The sequence below is a fragment of the Stenotrophomonas sp. S4 genome, from assembly GCF_054187805.2.
Genome location: NZ_CM196188.1, coordinates 1,622,757 through 1,647,972 on the forward strand (window position 1 = coordinate 1,622,757; position 25,216 = coordinate 1,647,972).

Sequence of the window (25,216 nt, forward strand, 5' to 3'; positions counted from 1 at the left end):
GACCGATCTGCACCTGGGGCAAGCGGGCAGACGGTCGGCTCATCATTCAACCGGAGGGGTGAGCCGCCGAGGCTCAGTGCCCCGCTTTCCAAGGTGTGTGCCCTACAGCGTCTTGCGACGTGTCAGCGCAAAGCTGGCAACGATCCAACGGCGACCAGCATTTCATCAAATACCGCTCGAACCCTTCCCGGAATGGGGCCACGCTGAGGCCGATAGACGTACAACCCCCATGCCGGAGGTTCTTCGTTCTCCAGCACTCGCACGAGCTTCCCGCTGGCAATGTAGGGGGCGGCCATGTAGTCCGCCAGTTGCGCGAACGCGATCCCGGCCAGCGCCGCTCCCATTTCCATGTCGGCATTGTCGGCGACGAGAGTGGGTGCGGTAGGTGTCCACTGGCGTCCCGCCTTGAAGTGCCAAGGCCAGGGACGGCCGGTATTGATATCCAAGGCCACGGTAACTGGCAGGCTGCTTAGCGCATCGATGTTTGCAGGTACGCCCACTTTCTTGATCAGGCGCGGAGCGGCAACGATGGGGAGTCTCATGTCGGCGGCCTTGCGTGCGACGAAGCGGCTATCGCGCATGAATCCGACCCTGATCCCGACGTCAATCCCTTCGTCAACCGTATTGCTGATGCGATCGGACAGGCGCACATCCAGCGTGATGCCGGGATGGCGCGCGGCCACGCGCTCCAGTGCCGGTAGCACCGCTCTGGTGCCCAAGCTGTGCGGTGCGGTGATGCGAACCGTACCGGACAGAGAGGCCTGCTGGTCGGAGCCAGGCGTTCGCCACAGATCCTCGAACCGCTCCAATGCGGGGCGCACTTGGTCTAGCAGCCCTTCGCCGAAGGCGGTGATGCGCACCTGGCGCGTGCTTCGATGAAACAACACCTCGCCGTAGTGTTGCTCCAGTTGCTGGATGGCACGGGTTACACCTTGCGGAGAAGTCCCCAGCCGGACGGCCGCATCGCGAAAACTGCTGCTTTCGGCCGCCACCCGAAAGATGCGCAGTAGTTCCATTTCCTTGTTCATGACGCACGCCTTATGGCCGATTTCGCTGCTCGTTGATTGTTCCAGATTGTGGAATTATAAAATCGCAACAATTCCATATACAAGGGAGGCGCGGTTGCCCAGACTGACAACACCCCGGAATGCTCCGCTCCGAACAACCCAATAAGGAACGCGAATGAACGCTGCGACCCTCATCACTGCCTACTACGACGCCTTCAACCGCGGTGACCGCGAGGCCATGCTGTCAATGTTGACCGATGACGTCGCGCACGACTTGAACCAGGGCGCTCGTGAGGTCGGTCGCGAAGCCTTCCGCGCCTTCCTGCAGCGCATGGACCGCTGCTATGGCGAGCAACTGCGCGGGATCGTGGTGATGGTCAGCGCCGACGGCCTGTGTGCAGGCGCGGAGTACGTGGTGCATGGCGAATACAAGGTCACGGACGACGGGCTGCCGGAAGCCCAGGGCCAGCGCTACGTGCTGCCGGGCGGCGCGTTCTTCGAGATCCGCGATGGCAAGATCGCTCGTGTCACCAACTACTACAACCTCGGCGACTGGATCGCACAGGTTGGAGGGGACGCCTGAAATGACCAGCGACGTGCAGGTGCTGGTTCGTCGTGGTCCGGACATTGCCGAATGGTTCGATGCCGTGGCAGGCCTGCGGGCGAGCGTCTTCCGCAGCTTTCCTTACCTGTACGAGGGCGACACCGAATACGAGAAGCACTACCTCGCTATGTACGCCCGTTCGGCAGACAGCCTGCTGGTACTCGCGCTCGCTGATGACGTGGTCGTGGGTGCGTCCACGGGATTGCCGCTCGGCGATGCGGAGCCGGCCTTCCAGGTGCCGTTCGCCGATCGAGGAATCCCGATGGAGGCAGTGTTTTACTGCGGCGAATCAGTCCTGCTCCCGGCCTTCCGGGGCCTTGGCCTGGGCCATCGCTTCTTTGACGAACGCGAAGCGCATGCCCGTTCGTTGGGCGGCATGCAGTGGACATCGTTCGCGTCGGTGGATCGAGCAGACGACGATCCCCGGCGTCCTTCCAACTACCGCAGTAATGATCCCTTCTGGACCCGTCGTGGCTACGTGCGGCAGTCGGACATGAAGGTTACGCTGCCCTGGAAACAGGTGGGTGAGCCGAGCGAAACCGAGCAGACGCTCACGATGTGGCTGCGCTCCCTGGAGAACGCGAAATGAAAGTAGCAGTTGCGAAATACGCAGTGGGTCAGCCCACGGGCTTCGAGGCATTCGCAGCGCGGCAGCGGCGGGTTCTGGAGGAGGCGAGCCGTGCCGGAGCGGAACTGGCCGTCTTGCCCGAATATCTGTCCCTCGAACTGGCTGCGATGTTCGAGCCTGGCATCCGCCAGGATTTCAACGCCTCGCTGGCCGCGCTGCAGGCCTTGCAGCCTGCGTGGCTGGCCCTGTACACCGACCTGGCGCGCGAGCTGCGCATGACCATTCAGGCCGGTACGTTCTTGACCCGGGTTGGACCGGATCGCTATCGCAACCGGGCGTGGTGGTTTGCGCCGGACGGCACGCGTGACTACCAGGACAAATTGCAGTTGACGGGGTTCGAGAAAGACACTGGCGTCATCGAGGGGGGCGACGAACTCAAGGTGTTCGACCTGAATGGCGTGCGTGCCGGCATCGCTGTCTGCTACGACAGTGAGTTTCCATTGCCCGTGCGAGCCCAGCGAGAGGCGGGTGCACGCCTGCTGTTGGTCCCGAGCTGTACGGACACGAGGGCAGGTGCAACCCGGGTTCGTGTGGGCTGCATGGCGCGGGCACTGGAGAACCGGATGTTCGTCGCACAGGCCGTGACGACCGGAGCTGCTGACTGGAGTCCGGCGCTGGACACGAACACTGGCGAGGCCACGATCTATGCACCCATGGATCGTGGATTCCCCGAGGATGGCATTCTCGCGACTACTTGCGGCACGCAGACATGGGCGATCGGTGATCTTGACGTTGAAGCACTCGAACGAAACCAAGAACAGGCCCAGGTTGCGGTCGATCGTGACTGGGACGGACAGATGTTGCCTGCACTGCGGAAAGCGCGACACTCGGGTCATCAGGTCGCCTAGCCGGTCTCATCTTGATAGCTTCAACTCGATGAGTCGGCTTAGATAGGTCATATCTATCTGCGCATAGATTTTTCCAGTTTGACCAGTTTTGAACTTGCCCCGATGCTGTCGATACATGCAAGAAATATTCATTGATTTGAATGTTTTGCGCTTCTTGGGAACAAACCTGTACTAGCCTGTAAGAGTGCTCGAAGAGCACAGAATTTGTGGCGAAGTTCGGCCGCATATACTATGGGGGAGTATTGTATAATGCGGCGGTGTACCCAAGTAGAGAGGTGTTCGATGCCACACAGTCCGGAAGAAAAGAAGCAAGCACTGACGCGCATCCGGCGCATCAAAGGTCAGGTAGCGACTCTTGAGCAAGCGCTTGATGCAGGTGCGGAATGCCCTGCAATTCTTCAGCAGCTTGCGGCCGTTCGTGGGGCAGTCAACGGATTGATGGCAACCGTTCTGGAGAGCTATCTGCGGGAAGAATTTCCCAGTAGCGAAATCAGGAGCGATTCGCAGAACAAGTCCATTGACGAGACCATCTCTATCGTCCGCTCCTATCTGCGATAGAGGCACCAGGGTGCCCTCGGTGAGGGCAAATTTAGTTAGCTAGTAAAGGAAGCGACATCATGAAATCACGTGCAGCAGTTGCCTTCGGGCCAGGAAAGCCGCTGGAAATCGTCGAGATCGACGTCGAGCCGCCGCGCAAGGGCGAGGTGCTCATCAAGATCACGAATACCGGCGTTTGCCATACCGACGCCTTCACCCTGTCGGGCGACGACCCCGAAGGTCTCTTCCCGGTCGTGCTGGGTCACGAGGGGGCGGGTATCGTCGTGGAGGTGGGCGAAGGTGTGACCAGCGTGAAGCCTGGCGATCACGTCATTCCGCTCTACACCGCCGAATGCGGCGAGTGCCTGTTCTGCAAGTCCGGCAAGACCAACCTGTGTGTCGCGGTTCGCGCAACCCAGGGCAAGGGGCTGATGCCCGATGGTACGACCCGCTTCTCGTACAACGGCCAGCCGCTTTACCACTACATGGGCTGCTCGACCTTCAGCGAATACACGGTGGTCGCCGAAGTCTCGCTGGCCAAGATCAACCCGGACGCCAATCCCGAGCACGTCTGCCTGCTGGGTTGCGGTGTGACCACCGGCATCGGCGCCGTTCACAACACGGCCAAAGTGCAGCCGGGCGACTCGGTGGCCATCTTCGGCCTCGGCGGCATCGGTCTCGCTGCGATTCAGGGTGCACGCCAGGCCAAGGCAGGTCGAATCATCGCCATCGACACCAATCCGGCGAAGTTCGAGCTGGCTCGTACCTTCGGCGCGACCGAATGCCTCAACCCGAAGGACTTCGACAAGCCGATCCACGAGGTTCTCATCGAGATGACCGGCTGGGGTGTCGATCACACCTTCGAGTGCATCGGTAACGTCAACGTGATGCGCTCGGCCCTGGAAGCTGCCCACCGTGGTTGGGGCCAATCGATCGTCATCGGCGTCGCCGGTGCCGGCAAGGAAATCTCGACCCGTCCGTTCCAGTTGGTCACCGGCCGCACCTGGAAGGGCTCTGCTTTCGGCGGGGTCAAGGGGCGCACCCAACTCCCGGGCATGGTGGAAGACGCAATGAAAGGCGAGATCGATCTCGCCCCGTTCGTCACCCACACCATGGGCCTCGACGACATCAACAAGGCCTTCGACCTGATGCACGAAGGCAAGTCGATTCGCACGGTGATCCACTACTGATCACTCACTCTCCATTCAACACCAACCACCAAGGAAATTAACCATGTCCAATCCTGTCATTTCCGGCGACGGCATCTTCTCGCACGTCTTCATCGGCGCCGCCGACGTTCAGAAGTCGGCCGCGTTCTACGACGCCGCCCTGGGTGCTCTCGGCATCAAGAACCTCGGTCCTTTCGGCAACGGATGGGTGCTTTTCGGTCGTGAAAAGCCGGCTTTCATCATCGCCCGCCCGGGTAATGGTGAAGCGCCCTCCAGCAACGGCGTGACGATCGGCTTTGCGGCCGCCACTCCCGCCGAAGTGGATGCCTTCCATGCCGCCGGCCTTGCCGCAGGCGGCACCGACGAGGGCCAGCCCGGCCCGCGTGGTCACCTGCCGGGTGCCTATGCGGCCTACCTGCGTGATCCGGCGGGCAACAAGGTCTGCTCGTACACCTTCGTCTGAAAGCAAGGAAGCTGAGGGCGTTCTGAAAGGGCCAGCACAAGCCTCTATCCGGCGAGCCTATTAGACAGACCCTGTAGGGCGGTGCCTGCTCATGAAGATCGGCCCGCAGCCATGTGCGAAACGCATGGCTGCGGGCATTTACCTTGAAGCGTGTTTTTCAACCAATGAGAAATGAGGTCGTTATGAAAGAGCCGGCCAACATCGATACGACGACCGCACAACCCGCCCCGACCGCCACCGTGTACGGCATGCCGGCCTATGCCGATCGTGCTGCAGCCGTGGGTGAAGTGCACGCGCGCCCGCATCTGTTGCTTCAGGCCCCCCGCAGCATATTGCAGCTCGCTTTCATGACCGAAGGCGACGTGGCCAAGGATCAGGTGGCGATGAGCGAGTTGTCTCATCGCTTCGGCGTTGCCGAGCCCGACCATGCTACGCCGCTTCACGGCGTGACATGGGACGAGGGAGACCTGCACTGCGAAAAGCACACCGAGTTCTCGACGTATCTCTGGTGCGCTTCGCTGGATTCCGAGACGGGAGAGCCGTGCGGCGAAAACCCGTTCAAGCATGGATTTGTCGCTCCGGGCCAGGTCGTATCCGGCATCCGTTTGAGACTGCTTCCATGGACGCCGGAAACGCAGAAGGAGGCCGATCGCTTCGATCCTGCCAGCCTGTGCTACTCGCTGGTGGAGAACGGCTCTGCCGCCATCCTGACCGACTTTCGACAGGATGAGGACGGCCTGACGCAGATCCTCATCCTTGCCCGGGATTTGACCCCGGCGCGGGCGGGGGCGCTGGCCCAACGTCTGCTGGAGATCGAGACTTACCGTACCTTGGCGTTGCTGTCGCTGCCGTTGACACGATCGATGGCGTCGGAACTGCGACGCATGGAGTCGCGGCTCGCAGCGATCACCGAAGAGATGTGTACGAGCTTGGTGGAACGGCGCGACAGCGACGTGCTGCTGTCCGAACTGACCGGCCTGGCTGCCGAGCTGGAAGCCGGCGTTGCGGCGAATCTCTATCGCTTCGGCGCCAGCCGTGCCTACTACGAGATCGTCGAGGAAAGGCTGGCAGCGCTTTCGGAAGAGGCCGTATCCGGGTACTGCACCTGGGCGGATTTCCTGCAGCGCCGCATCGCTCCAGCCATGCGGACATGCCAATCGGTAAAGGAACGCCAGGCCAAGCTCTCCGACAAGCTGACCCGGGCCATCGCCTTGCTGCGTTCCTGGGTCGACGTCGAACTCGAACGCCAGAACCGCGATCTGCTGGCTTCGATGAACAACCGGGCCAAGATGCAATTGCGCCTTCAGCAAACCGTCGAAGGCCTGTCGGTCGCGGCAATCTCCTATTACGTCGTGAGCCTTCTCGGCTATCTGCTCAAGGGCATTCCGCTCGTTCACGACGTTGTGGCGCCGGTGACGGCGGTTCTGGTGCCTGTGGTGATGCTGACGATCTGGTGGATCGTGCGCAGGATCAGACACGCCCACGGCGACACGGCGGCGGAAGAGAAACCTTCCTGACGGACTGCCACCCTGGCGCGCGATCGCAGCGCCGTTTTAATACAGGAGAACAACATGGAACGCGTCGAACATCACACCAGCTTTGATGGTTGGCAGGACGTCTATCAGCATGAATCCACGACGCTGGGCTGCACGATGAAAGTCGGCGTCTATCTGCCTCCGCAGGCGCAGCACGGCAAGGTGCCGGTGCTGTACTGGCTTTCGGGCCTCACCTGCACCGAGCAGAACTTCATCACGAAGTCCGCAGTCCAGCGCTACGCGGCCGAACATGGCATTGCCGTCGTCGCACCCGATAGCAGCGCTCGCGGCGAAGGCGTCGCCGACGATCCCGCCTATGACCTCGGACAGGGGGCGGGTTTCTACGTCAACGCCACGCAGGAACCCTGGGCTGCGAATCATCGGATGTATGACTACGTGGTGCAGGAACTACCGGCGCTGATCGAGGCCCACTTTCCCGTGACAGCGGAGCGGAGCATCAGCGGCCATTCCATGGGGGGACACGGTGCTCTGGTCATCGCCCTGCGCAACCCGGGCCGTTATCGAAGCGTCTCGGCCTTCTCGCCCATCGTCGCGCCCACCCAGGTTCCCTGGGGACACAAGGCCTTCGAGGCGTACCTGGGCAGCGACCGGGAGGCGTGGAAGCAGTACGACACCGTGGAGCTGATTCGCACCGTGCAGGAGCGTCTGCCGCTGCTGGTGGATCAGGGCTTGGGCGACGAGTTCCTGGAGAGTCAGCTTCAGCCCGATCTGCTGCGCAAAGCCTGCGACGAGACGGGGCACCCGCTCACGTTGAATCTGCGCCCAGGCTACGACCACAGCTACTACTTCATTGCCAGCTTCATTGGCGAGCACATGGCACACCACGCCTCGGCGCTGAAACGCTGATACAGAGAGGAGATCAGGTCATGATAAAGACCTCCAAAAACCGACATCACGTCGTCATCATCGGGGCGGGCTTTGGCGGGATCGAAGTTGCCAACCAGCTTGCCGGTGCCGAGGTCGATGTGACGATCATCGATCGGCGCAATCATCACCTGTTCCAACCCTTGCTTTACCAGGTTGCAGGGGCGTCACTCTCGACATCGGAGATCGCCTGGCCTATTCGCTATCTCTTCCGCAATCGCCCGGAAGTGAACACTTTGATGGCGGAAGTGGAAGGTATCGACCAGGACGCGCGCGAGGTCATTCTCAACAATGGCTCGCGGCAAGCCTACGACACGCTCGTGCTCGCGACAGGCGCTACCCATGCCTATTTCGGACATGACGAATGGGGGGCTTTCGCACCGGGGTTGAAGACGCTGGAAGATGCCACGACCATTCGCGGCCGAATCCTCGCGGCCTTCGAGGAGGCCGAGCGCACGAGCGATCCCCAGCAGCGTGCCGCGCTGCAGACGTTCGTCATCATCGGTGGTGGTCCCACCGGAGTCGAACTGGCCGGAACCATTGCCGAGCTTGCACGAGACACGCTGGCGCGTGACTTCCGCTCGATCGACCCGGGCACGTCGCGTGTCGTACTGATCGAGGCTGGCCCGCGTCTGTTGTCCGTCTTTCCAGAGGATCTGTCGGCCTATACGCGCCAGGCGCTCGAAAAGCTCGGGGTCGAGGTCGTGCTGGGTACTCCGGTCACCGAATGCTCGGCCGACGGCGTGGTGTATGGCGGCAAGCCCCTTTCGGCCAAGACCATCGTCTGGGCGGCCGGGGTTCAGGCGTCTCCCGCGGCTCGCTGGCTGGGTGCTGCGTCCGATCGTGCCGGTCGAGTGGTCGTCGGTCCCGACCTGACGGTGGCCGGCCACCCGGAGGTCTTCGCCATCGGCGATACCGCCTCGTGCACTATGGCCGACGGGAAGCCCGTACCGGGCATCGCCCCGGCCGCCAAACAGCAAGGGAAGTACGTCGCCAACCTCATTGGACGGCGTTTGAAAGGCAAGTCCGCTGACGGGCCTTTCAAATACCGGCATCAGGGGAACCTGGCCACCATCGGCCGCAGCCTGGCCGTGATTGACATGGGGCGGGTTAAGCTGCGTGGTGCCTTTGCGTGGTGGATCTGGAAGCTCGCGCATATCTACTTTCTGATCGGTACGCGAAATCGTCTCAGCGTCGCTTTGAGCTGGGTATGGAACCACAGCATCGGCTACCGCGGCTCTCGCATCATCATGCATGCGATTGCCGACAAAGAGCCCACGGCGTTGGATAAATCCGGCTCTCTGGATTGAGGTGCCCACTTTATCGGAACGTCAACTATCAGAAATGCCAGGGAGAGGAACTTGACCGATCTATTCACGACAAAGCCCAAGCCTCCCTTGGCCGAACTCCTGCGGCCCAAGACGCTGGACGAATTCGTCGGGCAACGGCACTTGCTCGGCCCCGGCAAGCCGCTGCGTCTCGCGTTCGAGGCGGGCAAGTTGCACTCGTTCATCCTCTGGGGGCCCCCAGGCGTGGGCAAGACCACCCTAGGGCGCCTGGCCGCCAGTACGACCGACAGCCGATTCATCGCCATCTCGGCCGTGCTGGCCGGGGTGAAGGACATCCGGCAAGCCATCGACGAGGCCCAGGCCGAACTGGACAACCATGGTCGATCGACGGTGCTTTTCGTCGATGAGATCCATCGCTTCAACAAGGCGCAGCAGGATGCCCTGCTGCCCCATGTCGAGTCGGGGCTCCTGACCCTGGTGGGGGGGACGACCGAGCATCCGGGGTTGGCGGTCAATTCCGCACTGCTCTCGCGTGCGCAGGTCTATACCCTCGAACCGCTGTCCAGCGACGAACTGAACCAGCTCTACGAACGCGCACTGCCGCATCTCCAGGGCGTCACGTTGGACGCGGACGCGCTGGACCTGCTAAAGGGCTTTGCCGATGGCGATGGCAGGCGCTTCCTCAATCTGCTTGAGCAGGTGACGAATGCGGCGTCGGGCGCTGGCAAGACCGTGGTCGATGGCGAGTTCGCCAAGCTGTCCACCAGTCCATCGCTGCGCAGGTTCGACAAGGGCGGTGACGAGTTCTACTGGCAGCTCTCAGCCTTCCACAAGTCGCTACGGGGCTCCGACCCCGATGCGGCCCTGTATTGGCTGGCCCGCATCCTCGACGGCAGCGGCGACGTGAGCCAGGTGACCCGCCGCATGGTGGTGATGGCCAGCGAAGACATCGGCAATGCCGACCCGCAGGCGCTGCAACTGGCACTCAATGCCGCGCTGGCCTACGACAGGCTGGGCTCGCCCGAAGGCGAGATACCGCTGGCCCAGGCGGTGACTTACCTCGCTCTGGCCCCCAAGTCGAATGCCGCCTATGCGGCCTGGGATCAGGCCAAGGCATTCGTCAAGCGCAGCGGCTCCCAGCCTGTGCCGCTCCATCTTCGCAATGCGCCGACGAAGCTGATGAAGCAGATGGGATATCACGAAGGCTACCGCTACGCGCATGATGAGCCCAACGGCTATGCCGCTGGGCAAACCTATTTTCCCGAGGGCGTGGCGCGGCCGGGCTGGTACCAGCCAACGGACAGGGGCGTCGAGCGAAGGCTGGGAGAAAGGCTTACTTGGCTGCGCTCGCTCGATGACGCGACGCCGCCAAGCCCGGACGCTTGACCGACATCTCCCCCGAAATCGGCCCATCGCTACCTCACGAACTACAGGATAAGAACATGCCAGACGCTTCTCTCGGTGAATCCTCGGCGAGTATCCGACGAAGACGAGTTGCCCGCTATCTGCACACGGAGTCTGGTGCTGCGGTGCTGCTGGTGATCGTCACGGTCGTGGCGCTGGCGTGGGCGAACTCGCCGCTATCCGATGCCTATTTCGAGTTGTGGCACCTGGACGTCGGGTTTGACTTCGGGCCGCTGGGCCTGCACATGGATCTGCATCACTGGGTCAACGACGGCCTGATGGTCGTCTTCTTCTTCCTGATCGGCCTGGAGGTGCGTCAGGAATTCGCCCACGGGTCGCTCAGGGACCGCAGCCGTGCCCGTCTCGCTCTGATCGCGGGGGTCGCGGGTGTCGTGCTTCCCGCGCTGGTGTATGTCCTGATCGTGGGGCTGGCCGGAAGTGAGGGCCTGCACGGGTGGGGGGCGGTGGTCGGTACCGATACGGCGTTCATGCTGGGCACCCTGGCGATCGTCGGCCCGCGGCTATCCGGTCAGTTGCGTGTGTTCCTGCTCACCCTGACCGTGGTCGATGACTTCCTCGCCGTGTCCATCATCGGCATCGTCTATAGCGAGGAGATCCGGGTCGTCCCGTTGCTGATCGCCCTCGCCAGTCTCGTCGGGTTGTGGTTGCTAGGGCGCAACCGCCAGTGGCGGGCAACGCCCTATGTGCTGATCGTGATCGTGCTGTGGCTCGCGACCGTGTACTCCGGCATCCATGCCTCCCTCGCCGGGATGGCCGCGGGGCTCCTGATCCCCGCCTACGCAACGCAACGTCACAAGGTCGTCGCGGCAAGACAGTTGTTCCGTGACTTCTGGCAGTCTCCGAGTGCCGCATCGGCTCGCGCAGTGGACTGCGGGCTGTCCCGGGGTATCTCGGTGAACGAGCGGCTGCACGAGTTCCTGCGGCTGCCGACAGCGCTGCTGATCGTGCCGGTGTTCGCCTTGGCGAACGCCGGGGTGGACATGCGTGGTGGGCTGCTCGCTGAGGCCTTCGGCTCGCCCGTGACCTGGGGCGTCATCGCGGGGCTCGTGCTCGGCAAGCTCCTGGGCATCGGGCTCATCACTCTCGCCGCGGTCCGCCTCGGCCTGGGGCGCCTGCCGGCGGGTGTCGGAATGGGGAGCGTGTTCGGTGGTGCGGCACTGTCCGGGATCGGGTTCACCGTGTCGCTGCTCATCATCGGACTCGCGTTCGGCACGACCTCCGACCTGGGCCGCCAGGCGACGGTCGGCGTGCTCGTGTCGATGATGCTCGCCACGTTGCTCGGGCGGCTCATCTTCAAGGTTGCCGCTCGCAGGTGGGGTGAGGAGACCGCCGATCTGCCGATGGTGCTTGAGCCGCCGGTCGATCCCGAGGTCGATCACATTCGCGGGCCAGAGGACGCGCAGCTCACGCAGGTGGAGTACGTGGACTTCGAGTGCGCGTACTGTGCGCACGCTACCGGTTCTTGGGAGGATCTGCGCGCCCACTTCGGGGACGACCTGCGGTATGTGGTGCGCCAGTTGCCGCACCACCCGCATGGGCCGATCGCCGCGCGTGCGTCCGAGGCGGCATCGAATCAGGGGATGTTCTGGCCGTGGCTAGACTTCGTGTTCACCCGTCAGCACGCGCTGGAGCGCGAGGATCTGATCGGCTACGCCGTAGAGCTTGGGCTCGACGTCGATCGGTTCATCGCGGATCTCGACAGCCCTGCGGTGATCGAGCGTGTCGAGCGCGACCTCGCCAGTGCGGTCGCCAGCGGTGCGCATGTCACGCCGACGTTCTTCGTCGAGGGTCGCCGCCTGCGCGGCAGCTACGACGCCCGCACTCTCACCGCAGCGCTCGAAGCCAGCCGCCGCGGCACCCGAACTCAGGAAGTCCCGTCCTGAGCGGGACGAACTACAGGATAAGAACATGCCAAACAATTCTTTCGGTGAATCCTCTTGTACCGCTGCGGCCAGCGGCCTCGTGCAGGTGCGTGGCGCGCGCGAGAACAACCTCAAGGAGGTGGACGTCTCCATCCCGCGTAACGCGCTGGTGGTGTTCTCGGGTGTCTCCGGCTCCGGGAAGTCCTCGCTGGCCTTCGGCACCATCTATGCGGAGGCCCAGCGGCGCTACTTCGAGTCGGTGGCCCCCTATGCGCGGCGACTGATCGACCAGGCCGGCGTGCCGGACGTCGATGCGATCGACGGCCTGCCGCCGGCGGTGGCGCTGCAACAGCAGCGGGGCTCCAGCAACGCGCGTTCCTCTGTGGGCAGTGTGACCACCTTGTCCAGCCTGGTGCGGATGATGTATTCGCGCGCCGGCGCCTACCCAGCCAACCAGCCGATGCTGTACGCCGAGGATTTTTCGCCCAACACGCCGCAGGGAGCGTGCCCGACCTGCCACGGCCTGGGCCATGTGTACGAGGTGACTGAGGCCATCATGGTGCCCAATCCCTCCCTGAGCATCCGCGAGCGGGCGATCGCCTCCTGGCCCCCCGCCTGGCAAGGCCAGAACCTGCGCGACATCCTGGTCAGCATGGGCTACGACGTTGACCGACCGTGGAAGGACCTGCCGAAGAAGGATCGCGACTGGATTCTGTTCACCGAGGAAACACCGACGGTGCCGGTGTACGCCGGCTTCACGCCCGCCGAAACCCGCGCCGCGCTCAAGCGCAAGATGGAGCCGAGCTACATGGGCACCTTCACCGGCGCCAGGCGCTACGTGCTGCACACCTTTGCCAACACCCAGAGCGCGTTGATGAGAAAGCGCGTGTCCCGGTTCATGGAGGGCAAACCGTGCCCCACCTGCCACGGCAAGCGGCTCAAGCCCGAGGCGCTGTCGGTCACTTTCGCCGGCGTGGACATCGGCGCGTTCATGCAGATGCCGCTGAACCAGTTGGCGGCCTTGCTCGAACCCATCGCCCAGGGCGATTTCCGCGCCCATGCAGCGGGGGCGGCTACGGACAAGGAAGCGACCCGACGCGACCGTGCCGAACGCGCGGCCTCCGGCCGCGCCGTCCATGCGGTATCGCCCGACGTGCGCCGCACCTCGGCGCTATCGGAAGAAAAGCGCCTCGCCGCGCAGCGCCTGGCCGGTGGCGTGATGGCACGCCTGCGCCAACTGCGTGGGCTGGGCCTGGGCTACCTGACGCTGGACCGGGCCACGCCGACGCTTTCGGCCGGCGAGTTGCAGCGCCTGCGGCTGGCCACGCAATTGAGTTCCCTGCTGTTCGGTGTCGTGTACGTGCTCGACGAGCCCTCCGCGGGCCTGCACCCCTCCGATAGCCAGGCCCTGTACGACGCGCTCGACCGGCTGCGCGACGCCGGCAACTCGGTGTTCGTGGTGGAGCACGACTTGGACCTGATGCGCCGCGCGCAATGGCTGGTGGATGTCGGGCCGGATGCTGGGGAGCGTGGCGGCCGCGTGCTCTACAGCGGCGAGCCGGATGGCCTGCGCAAGATTGCCGAATCGCGTACTGCACGCTACCTGTTCGATGAGATCCCCGCGCCGGGAAGCCGGGCACGCGAAGCGACCGGCTGGCTGGAGCTGCAGGACATTCACCGCCACAACCTGCATGGCGTGAATGCGCGCATTCCGCTGGGCGTGCTGACGGCCGTCACCGGCATCTCCGGCTCGGGCAAGTCCAGCCTCGTCGCGCAGGCCCTGCCGGAGCTGGTGCTGCTGCACCTGGGCCACGAGCCGGAAGACGATGTAGCCGAAAGCGCCACCAGCGAAGGGCCGGCAGTGATCGAAGCGACCGGCGGCCATCTGGCGGGCGACGTGGACGCCGTACAGCGTCTGGTGCAGGTGGACCAGAAACCGATCGGGCGCACGCCGCGGTCGAACCTAGCCACCTACACGGGCCTGTTCGACCATGTGCGCAAGCTGTTCGCTGCCACGCCCGATGCGCGACGCCGCCGCTACGATGCCGGACGGTTCTCGTTCAACGTCGCCAAGGGGCGCTGCGAGACCTGCGAGGGCGAGGGCTTCGTCAGCGTGGAACTGCTGTTCATGCCCAGCGTGTACGCGCCGTGCCCGACGTGCCATGGCGCACGCTACAACGAGGCCACGCTGAAGGTGCAATGGAACGGGCGCAACATCGCCGAGGTGCTGCAGATGACCGTGGACGAAGCCAGCGAATTCTTCGCGGGTGAAGACGCTGTGGCAAGGCCACTGCAACTGCTGCGCGATATCGGACTGGGCTACCTGCGCCTGGGGCAACCGGCCACCGAGCTTTCCGGTGGCGAGGCGCAGCGTATCAAGCTGGCGACCGAGCTTCAGCGCAGCCAGCGCGGCCGAAGCCTGTACGTGCTCGACGAGCCGACTACCGGGCTGCATGCGTCGGACGCCGACCGGCTGCTGGTGCAGTTGCAGCGCCTGGTCGATGCCGGCAACACCGTGGTGATGATCGAGCACGACATGCGCGCGGTGGCTCAGGCCGACTGGGTGATCGACGTGGGGCCCGGCGCGGGCAATGCCGGCGGCAGCATCGTGGTGGCGGGTTCCCCTCAGCAGGTGGCCCGAACGTCTGGCAGCAGAACCGGTCCGTTCCTTGCCCAAGAGCTGGCGCGGGCCGAGTAGCTCAGTTCGCCAAATGTTGCCAGCTTTCGCGGGGTATTGATCGTCGCCAAACGACGGTGGCGATCAATGCCCGAATCGCGTCATCCTTCCTGAGTCAGAGCAAGATAGGGATTGTTGGGCGGTATTTCGGGGAACGCCAAGGACCCATCTTCAAGGAGGTAGCCATGCAGTCGGCGGGACTTCCTCGGGCCCGTGACTTCACAGGTCCAAATGTTCAGGCCATTGGGGTGCTTGCGATGTAGCTGCAGCTTCTCGAAGCGCTTCTGCACCCACTGCCAATCCTGTTGATTCTCCTGCTTGGCGAGCGCGGCCACTTCGGGATGCTCCTGCGCATAGCGTTGGAACACACCCGGGCTGACCAGGTAGGCCGTGTCATTCACCGTATGCACGAGCGCCTTCGCGTCGTTGATGATGAGCCGTCGTGAGGTGATTCCCTGCTTCAGCCAAACCATGAACTGTTCCGCGGATGGCTTCGTTGCCGATGACCCAGGCGTAGGCGCGGGTGCAGGTGCAGGCGATGGAATGGACGTCGCGGCTGTTGCTGGCGCGGGGGTGTGGAGGAACTCCTCGGCATCCTGGCCAACGCCGGCCGACTCACCCAAGCCCACCATCGCGAGCAAATCCTCCATGACGTCGGGCACGGGCTGGGCCGCGGGCGGTGAAACGATGGTGGTGCTGTCGTCCTCCCAAATTGGAGGCTCTTGACCTCCCTGCGCTGGGTTCACCGAGACGGTTGGCGCGGGAGCCGACATGCTGGCGTCGTTTTCCGCCGGCGTCGCGTCGATCTCTACCGTGCCTGCGAAAGGTGCTGGTCGCTCGCCAGACTCCCAGATCAGCGCGGGAGCGAGACGCAACAGGGTGAACGAATGGGACCAGCCGGTCGTGCTGGTGACGGTCGCGCGCCAGACCGCTTTGCCGTCCGAGGTGGGCTGGAGCATGCCGTGGTCCTGCAGCACGTTGAACACGGAGGTGTTGTTCGCAGGAATGCCATCGATCCCCTGAGACAGGAGGTGTGCGCGCAGTTTGTCCGAGACTGTCTTGCTCACCAGCCACAAACCATCCTCGGTGAGCCAGCCATCGGAGGCTTCCGGCTGGTTCAGCTTCAACTGTTCCTTGAGCAGGTAGCGCAACCCGTCCAGCAGCTTGCGTTGCAGTGCGTGCTTGGGCGCGGCCATGGCGCGCGCCGGATCGCCGCCCAGCTCCTGGGCCACCGACGCCCGGTCTGCTTGCACGACGAGTTCCCCCAGTACACCGGCATGTTCGTACTGACCGGCCAGCACATAGAGCAGCGGTGCCCAGAGAGCCGGATAGTCGCTGAGCCAGTCCAGGACGTGGCGGTCGAGCAGTTGGCGATAGAGCAAGCCTGTTGCGGCGCTGTGCAGGCGGTATTCGCGGTCGTCACGGTAGCGAAATCGGTACGCCTGGTGCAGCGGGCCATGCCACGGATGCCAAGTACTGCCGTCGGCCAGTTCGACGTGTAGATCGACGGCGATCTTGCCAATATCGTGGAGCAGCGCAGCATAGGCGACGGCGGCGGTCCAGGCTTCGGACTGCGCCGCCTGGTCTTCGGGACTGGCACCGATGGGCAGCAGATGGGACTGCCGCAGTTTCAGGCTGTAGGCCACGATCTCCAGGCCGTGGTCGAGCATGCCGCCCGGATAGGCATGGTGATGCGCCTCGGAGGCCGGAAAGGCTTGGACCAGTTCGGCGTAGCGTTCCAGGGGCGTGCGGTACAGGGTGGCGAATTGCCGGTGTGAGAGCGACGTGCGCTGCCAGATGTGCTCCAGCAGCTTCTGCCGGCGTGGGGTGGCCAGCAGCGATGCGGCCGACTCAGGACGCAGCAGCCCTTTCGGGAGGTCGGTGACGGGTGGTGGCGTCGGTGCGGCAGCGACCGGGGGCCGTTTTCGCTGGAACAGGGAGAGCATGTGAGGTGTCCTAATGACGGGCCGACCGGGAGGCCTTTTGGCCTTTTCGAGGTAGGGCCTTTCCCCTTGCACCCCATTCCCTTGCCATTTCGACCCTTTGGCCTTTAACCGTTTCGGTATAGCGGGGCCTGGACTGCGGCTCCACCGTCAATGTGGAACCCGCTCGAATGCATTGGACGGCGACCAGGCGCTGGCCTCGGTCTATGCTGCGAAGGCGCTGCTTCCGCCGGGTAGGTTGCTCTCTAGGCGTCAAAGTTGACAAACGCGACAAAGGCGACTAGAGTGGAGCCTGTCTCAAACCTACTCGGGAGATGACCATGCCCACTGCCATTGAATTCATTGCCGACCGTCTGCCGCGCGTCACGGTGGAAGATGTACGCCGCTTCGCGGATACCGTCGAAATCCGGGATGCCACGGCTTTCGCGGCCGAGTTGCAGGCGTTCGTCCACGAGCGCGTGGAAGCGGTGACACTGCCCGCCAACTTGCAGGGGGAGACCGTTGGGCAGGCCCTTGCACGCAAGGCGGCCGCGCTGCGCGCCGACACGCGCTGGGCACCGAATGAAACCGACGTCCAGCGAGGCCGCGCCGTGCTGCTGGAAACCTTCAACCAGCCGCACAACCTGCCGCCCGCGGAGTTCGCCAAGCTGGCGGACAAGTCGCGCCAGCAGATCTACAAGGACATCCTCGCGCGTCGGCTGCTGGCGCTGAACGTGGGGCCGCGCGGTCAGAAGCTGCCCGACTGGCAGCTCGACCCGGTGAAACAGCAGTTGACCCAAACCGTGCTTCAGGAGGTCGAGGGTATCGATCACTGGACGATCTACCGCGCACTGTCCGAACCGCTCGAAGGCTTGGGCGGTCGCTCGCCGGTGGATGCGGTGACGCATGGCACGATCGACGACGTAGCCGAGGCCGTGTTCAACGTGCTGGGCGTTCAGGTGCATTGAAGCGAGACTGCCATGAGCCACGAGCTGCCTTCGTTCCTGATCGATGCCGGTGAACTGCTCCAGCATGTGAGCCGCGTCGTCTATCGGGGCAGCCCGCTGTACTATGGCCGCAGCAGCACCAATCGCTACGACGACCCTGCCCGGACCTACGGCGTGCTCTACCTGGGGCGCGACCTGCCCACGGCGCTGATGGAGTCGGTGTTTCACAAGCATCAGTGGCTTGATGACGCGAAGCGCTCGATCGCATTGAAAGAAGTCCAGGGCAGGATGGTGCGCGCCGTAGGGGTGATGGCCGACGTGCTTCTGGCCGATCTCACGGCACCAGGCGTCATGGCGGGCTACTTTGGCCTGAACCTGGAGCAGTTGGCCAGCCGTGGCTACACGCACACGCAGCAGGTGTCCGCTCATGTGCATGCGATGGTCGGCGACGACGGCCAACCTCTGTTTGACGGGGTACTCTATCCGTCGCGCAACAACTATCCCGCCAAGAGCATCGCCCTGTTCGAGCGTGCGGGAACGAAGGTCAGCGTCATCGAGGACATCGATCTGATTGACCATGTGGACTGGCCGCGTTTCGTTGCCACCTACCGCATCGGCGTGGAACCCGACCCCGGCCCGATAGAACCGGATGACGAAGCGTCCTGAAGCAGCGAGAAGACACATTGGAAGCCCGAAACGGAATGAAGTGGAGCACACTGGAATAGGCATTCCTCAGTAGCAGGAGACGACCATGAACACCACAACCCGCACCAGCACCGCAGAACGTATCGGCCGCGCCTTTGGCCGCGGATGGCGTGCCTATGCGCGTGGCGAACGGCGGGTATCGAATTGGTTGGTGGCCAAAGGGGTGCCTTCGGTTGGTGTCACAGTGCTGCTGTGGGCGGTCAAGCTGGCTGTGCTGGGCGCGCTGCTCTACGCCGCCTTCTGGTTCGCACTCGTGTTGCTGGGAGTCGTGGTGGCGGGATGGGCGGCGGCTGCCAATACCTCGGAAGAAGACGAGTGGCCGTTCACCGACCTCACCGAACTACGCAAGACACCCGGCTACGATCCCAATCTGTACAACGATACGTCGCACGAGTTGTACACCGACGACTGATCGGCACCGCGCTATTTCAGCTTACCTCCGGTAAGGGCCCCAGCGCCCTTACCGCCTGCTTGGCCGGCGCTCTTGCTGCCATCTGAAAGCCCCTGGATGACGTGCCCGGCCCGAATCCCAACCCAGGTAAGACTCGCAAGCCAAAAGCCCGGCAAGACCAGGAACATCGTGCCCATGACGAACATCAGGAGCAGGTCGCCAAAGGCATTGTTCAGCCCCACCAGTGGATCGAAGTTAGTGTGTGGCCGGTTCCAGCCGAAGCCCCACCCATAGAGTGCATCGAGGATGGTGCTGTCGATCCAGCGTGCGAGTTGGAACCAGAAATCGGTGAAGAACAGCGCGAACTGCACGACGCTGACGGTGACGACCGTCTTCAGGTCATAGGTGCCCACGACTAGCACCAGCGGGATGCAGATGACCAGTGCCATCTTGAGCAAGGCAAGCACCATGGGCAGCGCCTGGCGCACCACGTCCATGGCGGGAAATGCGGCAAGTGCCCCGACCGCCATTCCTACATCCCCCGTGGCCCGCGTCACGATGTTCGGCAGGGTCTTGTCGATCTGGCCGCCGTAGTCGGTATAGACCGAACCCTGGTTGAGCTTCTGCTGTCGCGGTGACGCGATGGTACGGACCACCGAATCGTCCACCTCGGTACGGCTCAGGAACCCGGCCCAGCCCGCCAAGCGATTCAACAAGCTGGGGTCCACCTGGCTCAGCAACCGTGCCCGCAGGCCGTTGCTGCCATCGGCCCACCACTGCCTGCAGGTCGGGTAGCCGCCGCCACTGGCCACCTGCGCAAGCCCTGCGTCGCGGGTGTCGTCATAGGGCCATGACTCGCGCGCCGTGCTGGAACGGTAGCTGTCGTAGTAGCCGCCGGTATCCGTGAAAAACCTCGAACCGATCCAGGTCACGTCGTTCATTTGAGCTTCGTCCAGCTCCGGCCGCGCCATGAACAATTTAGCGCGTGCAGGTCCGTAGCAGTCGTGTGTGAAATCGGCCACTTCCTGAGCCAGAACCGGGTCATTGATGCGGGTAGCGTCGATCTCCATGCGCATCTGTCGCAGGTCTGTCCCGCACGGGATTGCCGCCACCGAGGCGCTGGTGACGGCGCGCGAGAGCGCGTGCATGAAGGCCCACCAGACCGGCACCTTGGCACTCTGGTTGTTGATGGTGCTGAAGGACTGGGACCAGCCGGTATCCGTGGGCTGCGGCACGTTGACCTGGCACTGGGCCGAGCGCGAGCTGTCGTACTGAATTGTGTTGAGGTCCACGTCGATGAAGGGGATGCCGGCGAACATCACCACCACGATGGCGACGAACACCCGGTTCTCGATGCGTGCGGCCGAGAGCACGCCCTTGTTGCCTTCGTCGGCACCTTCCGCACGGGCCTTAAGCCATTCCTGCACGATGATCGCCACGAAGGGCAGTGCGAATACCCCGCTGGATACCAGTACCGCCCAGATGCCGTTGTTGACGATCCAGGACACCAAGGTCAGGTAGTACTCCAGGTAGTCGGTTGTGAAAAGCGTCATGGCTCGGACCTCCCCTCAGCCCTGCATCAACAGGCTGGCTTCAAGCGCCACGATGGCAACGACGCCGGCGATCTCGCTGCGTACCAGGCGGCGCCGCGCTTGCGCGTCGTCCTCACGCGCAAGCAGCCGGCGACGCATCCAGACCCAGCCGTAGGCCGTCGCGCCATACAGGCACAGCCGCCAGACCAGGAAGTAGCCCGCTGCTGCCGCCAGCCAACGCTCCCAGCCCGCGACACTTCCGACGAGGTAGATGCCAACGATGTTGGCACCCACGGCGACGGCCGCGAGTACCATCGTCCACAGCAGCGCCTTCGCTGCGCGCCGGTTGAACAGCCAGCGCGGGCGCAGCCAGGCCGCACGCATCAGGCTCATGGCCGGCCTCCCGGATTGCCCTTCTGCAACTGATCGAGGCGGTCAGGCACCGGATCGCCTTCGTAGATGCCACGCGAGCCCGCCGCGCGCGTGCTGTGGCGCTGGATGATCGCCATGGGCGAGTTGTTCGCCAGCTCCCGGCGCAGCTCCAGCTCGGTCTTGAGGTTGCGAATCTCGCGATCGAGCGTGTCGCTCTCGTGGTTCACCGCCTCCACGGCGAGCTGGTTGGCCGCCACGTTGGGCTCCTTCTTGCCGGTCAGCAGCGTGCGTTGCAGCAGTAGCGCCTTCTCCAGCACCGACGCCAGCGCAACCTCGGACGCCAGGCGCTGCGACAGCAGGTGCTGGTCCGGTTCGTCGCGCAGTGCCTCGACCACGCCGCGCGTGATGGGCAGCGACGCGCTGCCGGCCTCCCGCAGGTTTTCGGGCGTCGTGTTCTTCGCCTTGGAGACCAGGTCCTGGAGCGCCTGCAGCTTGGCGTCGTACTCCTCCTGGATCAGGGGCGTCAGCCCGACGCCGGGCACCGTCTCCGTCTTGGTGCAGGCGTCGCAGGTGCGCTGCTCCTTCTCGCCGAGCACCCGTGTTGCCCACTCGATGGCCGCCTGCGGCGTGGTCCAGGTTTGGCACGACAGGCTCGTGCAACTGGCCGGAGCGATTGCCGACGTGTCGGTCACCCCGCGGCCATTGACCAGGTTGTAGCCCGCGCGGGTGACGTCACCGACCACCTTGATCGCGGGCTGACCGGAGCCGCCGGCATTGCTTCCCCCGACCCAGGGCACGCCATCGTTGCCACGGCGCGTCTCGGCCTGCTCGATGGCCGAGACGGCATCCGTGCTCGAAACAGCGTCACGCAGCGCCAACCCCTCTGCCATCTGGCTCCAGCCGAGTTGGCCGCCAGCCGTTTCGGCCATCTTTTCGGCCATGGCGCGGCACGTCAGCTTCGAGCGGTCGAAATCCAGCCGCGCTTGCAGAACGCCGTTGGTGAGCAGGTTGTAGAGGCCTGGATCTGCACGCTGGATGATCAACGCCGGCAGGGACGCCACAGCACTCGTAGCACTCTGGATCACCGAGGACATGATCTGCTGAAAGCCATTGGTGACACCGTTGAGTTGATTCTTCAACGTGGTCTGGATGCTCATGTCGCCGCAGATCAGATTGCTGTTCCAGCCGACACCCACGCCGAGCGAGCGCATGCCGGCTGCGCGGCCCATCGAAACGGCGCTGCCGCCGCCGATGGAGTACATGACGTCATCGCCGATGACGTTGCCGCTGGTCTGGTAGCCCAGTTGGCCCCAGGCCACGCCGCTTGCCAGAACCAACGCGCCGGTAAGCGCCAAACAGATCCTCTTGCCACGAGCCGGTGGGGAGAACTGCATAGAGTCGGAACGCTTCATCGCGGCACCTCAAAGGAAATCAACGCTGCCAAGGAACACCTGTCCACGGCGTTCGCAGCAGGCATACGGCCGCCACAGCGCCCAGGCGTAGTCGCCTTGCTGGGCCTGAGTCAGGAAGCCGGTGCGTGGGAAAACCGTGCAGGACGAGGACAGGACGGGCGTGAGTTCCTGCCACTTGCCAGTCGAGGCATCACCCTCCATCAGCGCGCTGGCGGGCCAGTAGCCATCGCGGGCATTGGCAAGCAGCGGCTGGTACACGTGCAACTGCCCGCGGCGCGTGACGACATCGCCCGCACGCTGGGCCACCACGGCTCCCGATTTGTGGTCGTCGGTCTGGTGCAGGAAGCCGCCGCGGGGATACACGTTGCCCCAAAGGTTCATCGTGGTGCGTGCGCCGACCTCGCGCATGCCGGGAATCAATGCCTCCGGGTAGGCCATCTCGGGCACGTTGTAGCGCCAGGCAAGCGTGTCCAAGGTGCTGAGCAGATACGGCATGAATGCCGTTCCCGCGCCCTCGCAGAAGTAGCCCGAGGACGAAACAAACTGGTTGAACACCTCGACGCCGGGATGGCCGATCACGTCGGCGTTCTTGAATTTCGCGAGATTGTTTTCGTGATCCTCGTTCGTCGTTCCATCGCCGCCCGCTTGGGCGGACGGGTTGGCCGTACTCATCGCCCGGACTTCGACCCACGGGTTCTCGCCCGTGTTGCTGTAGCTGGAGACGACCGCATCGGGGATGTAGTGGCGCACCTTGACAGAGGTGCGCACCGTGCAGCCTCCCCAGGTGCAGTAGAGCCAGTAGCAGATACCCACCACCCGGTACTCCAAGCAATCGGGCGAGGCCACCGAGGCAACGATGGCGGTGGTGTTCAAGGCGTAGCTACCCGTGGCGCTGAGCAGCAGCAAGGAAGCCACGCCAGCCCGCATGCGGCGCATAAGGTCGAATGGCCTCGTCATGGCTGGGTCCTCCGACGCTGCTCGATGCGCGCGACAGCGCGGGCCACATCCGGCTCGCCATAGACCACGTAGCGCTGATCCACCACGACAGCCGGGATGCTGGTGATGCCCAGGCTCCATGCGTCGGTGACGCCCTGGTATGCGGAAGCGATGCGGCGCTGTAGGTCGGCGCCGCCTTGGTTCAGCCGACGCTTGACGGTGGCCGCCGCCTGTTCGGGGGCGGCGGGCAGTTCCGCAGAAAGCTCCGCTTCAATCCGGCGGGCTTCGTCCAGCTCGATCAGCCGCTCGCCGCCCATGGTCTTGACCGGGTGGTGGCTGTCGGTGACGACCAGTACGTCGGCTGCGAAGGTGACGGGGCTGAACACGGCCAGGGACGCCGGCAGCGCCACGACGAGACCAAGGGTTCGCCAGCCCGACGCGAACGTGGAAAAGGATGCCGGCATGTCGCGTGCCCCGAAAGTTGATCAGGGCCATAGTCAAACGCGAACCCGATGCCACCCCAACAAACAATGCGCATCGCGGGCTGCCCGCATACCTGCTTGTCCCGGGCCATAAAAAAACGGAGGCCGAAGCCTCCGCGAGGATCAATGAAGCAATGCGACCGTTACAGCAGGCCTGACTCCGCAAAGGAGAACGGGGAACCTTGGCCTACGATGATGTGATCCAGTACCCGTACATCGATGAGCGCCAGCGCGGCCTGCAGTTGCTGGGTCAGCACACGATCCGCGCTCGACGGCTCGGAGATGCCCGAGGGGTGCTGGTGCGCGAAGATCACCGCGGCGGCGTTCAACTCCAGCACACGCTGTACGACGACACGTGGATAAACAGAAGTCGAGTTGATCGTGCCCCTGAACAATGGCTCGTAGGCCAGCACCTGGTGCATGCTATCCAGGAACACAGCGGCGAATATCTCGTTGGGTTCAGCGACCAGTTTCACGCGCAGATAGTCCCGCACGGCGGCCGGCTGGCTGAGGCATGGTCCAGCTTTGAAGATCCGTTTTTCCAGCAGCACGATGGCCTGCTGGATGATCCAGTCTTCGTGCTGGGCAGCTACGGCGGAAAGCGACTCCACACAGGAGTCATTGATGGCGAAAGACATGGCGAACCTCCAGACGGTGAGATCGGAGGGCGCGCGCCCCCGAGGGCAAGCCCTCCTGGGGATGAGAATGAAAAGATGCATCCATCACCGCGATTGCGGTGACCGTTCGCGGCCAGGATGCAAGGCGAACGAGTCGCGGTCAGCGCAGAGGACTGCGCCGTAGCCTTGAAGACCGGGGCTACCTGGGCATGTCGCCGACGACGTCGGCAGGCATTTCGGATGTGGGTGTGCTGGTCGGACCCTCAGCCGCCAGCATGTCCATGGCTGACAGCAAGGCATCGCCCTCGATCGGCCCCTGCAGCAGGATGGCCTGGCCCGTTTGGCGATCGAGCAGGCGCAGCGACGGCGTGGCGGTTACGCCGCTCTTGGTGGCTTCCGCAGCCTGGGCGCGGATAGCCGCACTGGGCCTTTCGCTTGCCATGCACTGCTCGCTGGCTGGCGTCGATTCGGGGTACCGCAAGCCATCGGGCAAGCCCTGGCCGTCGCTGCGCGTGTGGGCATAGACCCATTCGATCGCCTGCCAGAACGCGACATGCCCACCTGCTTCGGCAGCGCATTCCACTAGGCGTGCCTCGGCTGACGCGGCCGGCTCGTGCTCGGCCAGCGGCTGGTGGTGCCATTGCAGCGCCACGTCGGTGTTGTTGCCGATCCACCGCTTGAGCTGCGGGAAATACTCCCGGCAGAACGGGCACTCCAGGTCGGCATAGAGCGTCAGCGTGAAACGGCCTTTGGGGTTGCCCATTAGCCAGGGCGGCCCGGCCACCGGTGCCATGCTGACCGGCGTGGGCGGCTGCGGCGGGGATTCGCCGGGCGACCTTGACACAAGCCAGATCAGCAGCAGCGCGACCAGCACAGCAGCCAATGCCCAGGGCCAGCGGGGCCGCCCGTTGCGGCGGCGGAACGCCTGGACCTGCATCGGAATGGAAGGACGTTTCTGTTCCATGGCGTTC

Annotated in this window: 24 protein-coding genes; 15 read left to right on the plus strand and 9 right to left on the minus strand. The window is 63.9% G+C overall.

The window, feature by feature from the left end; translation table 11 throughout:
- Positions 1-122: 122 nt before the first annotated feature.
- Positions 123-1,028 (minus strand): LysR family transcriptional regulator, encoded by a 906-nt coding sequence (locus ACUZUJ_RS07425; RefSeq protein ID WP_023103881.1) that lies wholly within the window; start codon positions 1,026-1,028, stop codon positions 123-125.
- 154 nt (positions 1,029-1,182) lie between these two features.
- Between ACUZUJ_RS07425 and ACUZUJ_RS07430 the strand changes: the two genes are divergently transcribed.
- The 12 genes from ACUZUJ_RS07430 (at position 1,183) to ACUZUJ_RS07485 (ending at position 14,950) form a co-directional block, all read left to right on the plus strand.
- The gene (locus ACUZUJ_RS07430) at positions 1,183-1,590 is read left to right on the plus strand and encodes a ketosteroid isomerase-related protein (protein WP_023103882.1); all 408 of its coding nucleotides are present in this window, start codon (positions 1,183-1,185) and stop codon (positions 1,588-1,590) included.
- Between the two features lies 1 nt (position 1,591).
- The gene (locus ACUZUJ_RS07435) at positions 1,592-2,200 is read left to right on the plus strand and encodes a GNAT family N-acetyltransferase (protein ID WP_023103883.1); all 609 of its coding nucleotides are present in this window, start codon (positions 1,592-1,594) and stop codon (positions 2,198-2,200) included.
- Positions 2,197-3,087, plus strand: a complete 891-nt coding sequence (locus ACUZUJ_RS07440; RefSeq protein WP_028690945.1) for a carbon-nitrogen hydrolase family protein — start codon at positions 2,197-2,199, stop codon at positions 3,085-3,087. Before ACUZUJ_RS07435 ends, ACUZUJ_RS07440 begins: the two co-directional genes overlap by 4 nt.
- A 282-nt stretch (positions 3,088-3,369) precedes the next feature.
- Entirely contained in the window at positions 3,370-3,645 is a 276-nt protein-coding gene (gene frmR, locus ACUZUJ_RS07445; RefSeq protein WP_007182548.1) for a formaldehyde-responsive transcriptional repressor FrmR, read from the plus strand.
- Positions 3,646-3,704: 59 nt separating this feature from the next.
- Positions 3,705-4,814: an S-(hydroxymethyl)glutathione dehydrogenase/class III alcohol dehydrogenase gene (locus tag ACUZUJ_RS07450; protein WP_128730110.1), complete on the plus strand. Its 1,110-nt coding sequence runs from the start codon at positions 3,705-3,707 to the stop codon at positions 4,812-4,814.
- 43 nt (positions 4,815-4,857) lie between these two features.
- On the plus strand, positions 4,858-5,256 hold the full coding sequence (locus ACUZUJ_RS07455; RefSeq protein WP_034007259.1) for a VOC family protein: 399 nt from the start codon (positions 4,858-4,860) through the stop codon (positions 5,254-5,256).
- A gap of 182 nt (positions 5,257-5,438) precedes the next feature.
- Positions 5,439-6,773, plus strand: coding sequence for a DUF3422 family protein (locus ACUZUJ_RS07460; RefSeq protein ID WP_128730107.1), 1,335 nt, complete (start codon positions 5,439-5,441; stop codon positions 6,771-6,773).
- Positions 6,774-6,827: 54 nt separating this feature from the next.
- A complete protein-coding gene (gene fghA, locus ACUZUJ_RS07465) occupies positions 6,828-7,658 on the plus strand; it encodes an S-formylglutathione hydrolase (protein WP_128730105.1) in 831 nt (276 codons plus the stop codon).
- Between the two features lie 20 nt (positions 7,659-7,678).
- A complete protein-coding gene (locus ACUZUJ_RS07470; protein WP_128730103.1) occupies positions 7,679-8,986 on the plus strand; it encodes an NAD(P)/FAD-dependent oxidoreductase in 1,308 nt (435 codons plus the stop codon).
- 51 nt (positions 8,987-9,037) lie between these two features.
- Positions 9,038-10,351, plus strand: coding sequence for a replication-associated recombination protein A (locus ACUZUJ_RS07475; protein ID WP_128730101.1), 1,314 nt, complete (start codon positions 9,038-9,040; stop codon positions 10,349-10,351).
- A 143-nt stretch (positions 10,352-10,494) separates the two neighbouring features.
- Complete coding sequence (gene nhaA, locus ACUZUJ_RS07480) at positions 10,495-12,273, plus strand: Na+/H+ antiporter NhaA (protein ID WP_510468077.1); 1,779 nt, start codon at positions 10,495-10,497, stop codon at positions 12,271-12,273.
- 25 nt (positions 12,274-12,298) lie between these two features.
- Entirely contained in the window at positions 12,299-14,950 is a 2,652-nt protein-coding gene (locus ACUZUJ_RS07485; RefSeq protein WP_458220139.1) for an excinuclease ABC subunit UvrA, read from the plus strand.
- Positions 14,951-15,030: 80 nt separating this feature from the next.
- Here the strand turns inward: ACUZUJ_RS07485 and mobH are convergent, their stop codons facing one another.
- A complete protein-coding gene (mobH, locus tag ACUZUJ_RS07490) occupies positions 15,031-16,875 on the minus strand; it encodes a MobH family relaxase (RefSeq protein WP_458220140.1) in 1,845 nt (614 codons plus the stop codon).
- A gap of 317 nt (positions 16,876-17,192) precedes the next feature.
- Here mobH and ACUZUJ_RS07495 point away from each other — a divergent pair, with 317 nt between their 5' ends.
- The 3 genes from ACUZUJ_RS07495 to ACUZUJ_RS07505 all read left to right on the plus strand — a co-directional run bounded on the left by ACUZUJ_RS07495 (position 17,193) and on the right by ACUZUJ_RS07505 (position 18,915).
- Positions 17,193-17,819, plus strand: coding sequence for a hypothetical protein (locus tag ACUZUJ_RS07495; RefSeq protein WP_023093422.1), 627 nt, complete (start codon positions 17,193-17,195; stop codon positions 17,817-17,819).
- A 12-nt stretch (positions 17,820-17,831) separates the two neighbouring features.
- Positions 17,832-18,464 carry an RES family NAD+ phosphorylase gene (locus ACUZUJ_RS07500; RefSeq protein ID WP_057380489.1) on the plus strand — a complete coding sequence of 211 codons (633 nt, stop codon included), beginning with the start codon at positions 17,832-17,834 and terminating at the stop codon, positions 18,462-18,464.
- A gap of 85 nt (positions 18,465-18,549) precedes the next feature.
- Positions 18,550-18,915 (plus strand): DUF3742 family protein, encoded by a 366-nt coding sequence (locus ACUZUJ_RS07505; RefSeq protein ID WP_049232029.1) that lies wholly within the window; start codon positions 18,550-18,552, stop codon positions 18,913-18,915.
- Positions 18,916-18,926: 11 nt separating this feature from the next.
- On the opposite strand, the gene ACUZUJ_RS07510 is transcribed toward ACUZUJ_RS07505, so the two are convergent.
- From ACUZUJ_RS07510 to ACUZUJ_RS07540, 7 genes are all read right to left on the minus strand, one after another.
- The gene (locus tag ACUZUJ_RS07510) at positions 18,927-20,447 is read right to left on the minus strand and encodes a conjugal transfer protein TraG N-terminal domain-containing protein (RefSeq protein ID WP_034006510.1); all 1,521 of its coding nucleotides are present in this window, start codon (positions 20,445-20,447) and stop codon (positions 18,927-18,929) included.
- A gap of 15 nt (positions 20,448-20,462) precedes the next feature.
- Positions 20,463-20,810, minus strand: a complete 348-nt coding sequence (locus ACUZUJ_RS07515) for a hypothetical protein (RefSeq protein ID WP_077273848.1) — start codon at positions 20,808-20,810, stop codon at positions 20,463-20,465.
- Between the two features lie 5 nt (positions 20,811-20,815).
- On the minus strand, positions 20,816-22,210 hold the full coding sequence (locus tag ACUZUJ_RS07520) for an integrating conjugative element protein (protein WP_128730093.1): 1,395 nt from the start codon (positions 22,208-22,210) through the stop codon (positions 20,816-20,818).
- Positions 22,211-22,219: 9 nt separating this feature from the next.
- The gene (locus ACUZUJ_RS07525; protein ID WP_023103897.1) at positions 22,220-23,167 is read right to left on the minus strand and encodes a TIGR03756 family integrating conjugative element protein; all 948 of its coding nucleotides are present in this window, start codon (positions 23,165-23,167) and stop codon (positions 22,220-22,222) included.
- Positions 23,164-23,610 (minus strand): TIGR03757 family integrating conjugative element protein, encoded by a 447-nt coding sequence (locus ACUZUJ_RS07530; protein WP_017514119.1) that lies wholly within the window; start codon positions 23,608-23,610, stop codon positions 23,164-23,166. Before ACUZUJ_RS07530 ends, ACUZUJ_RS07525 begins: the two co-directional genes overlap by 4 nt.
- A 161-nt stretch (positions 23,611-23,771) precedes the next feature.
- On the minus strand, positions 23,772-24,266 hold the full coding sequence (radC, locus tag ACUZUJ_RS07535; protein ID WP_023103898.1) for a RadC family protein: 495 nt from the start codon (positions 24,264-24,266) through the stop codon (positions 23,772-23,774).
- 178 nt (positions 24,267-24,444) lie between these two features.
- Complete coding sequence (locus ACUZUJ_RS07540) at positions 24,445-25,209, minus strand: DsbA family protein (protein WP_023103899.1); 765 nt, start codon at positions 25,207-25,209, stop codon at positions 24,445-24,447.
- Positions 25,210-25,216: the final 7 nt, after the last annotated feature.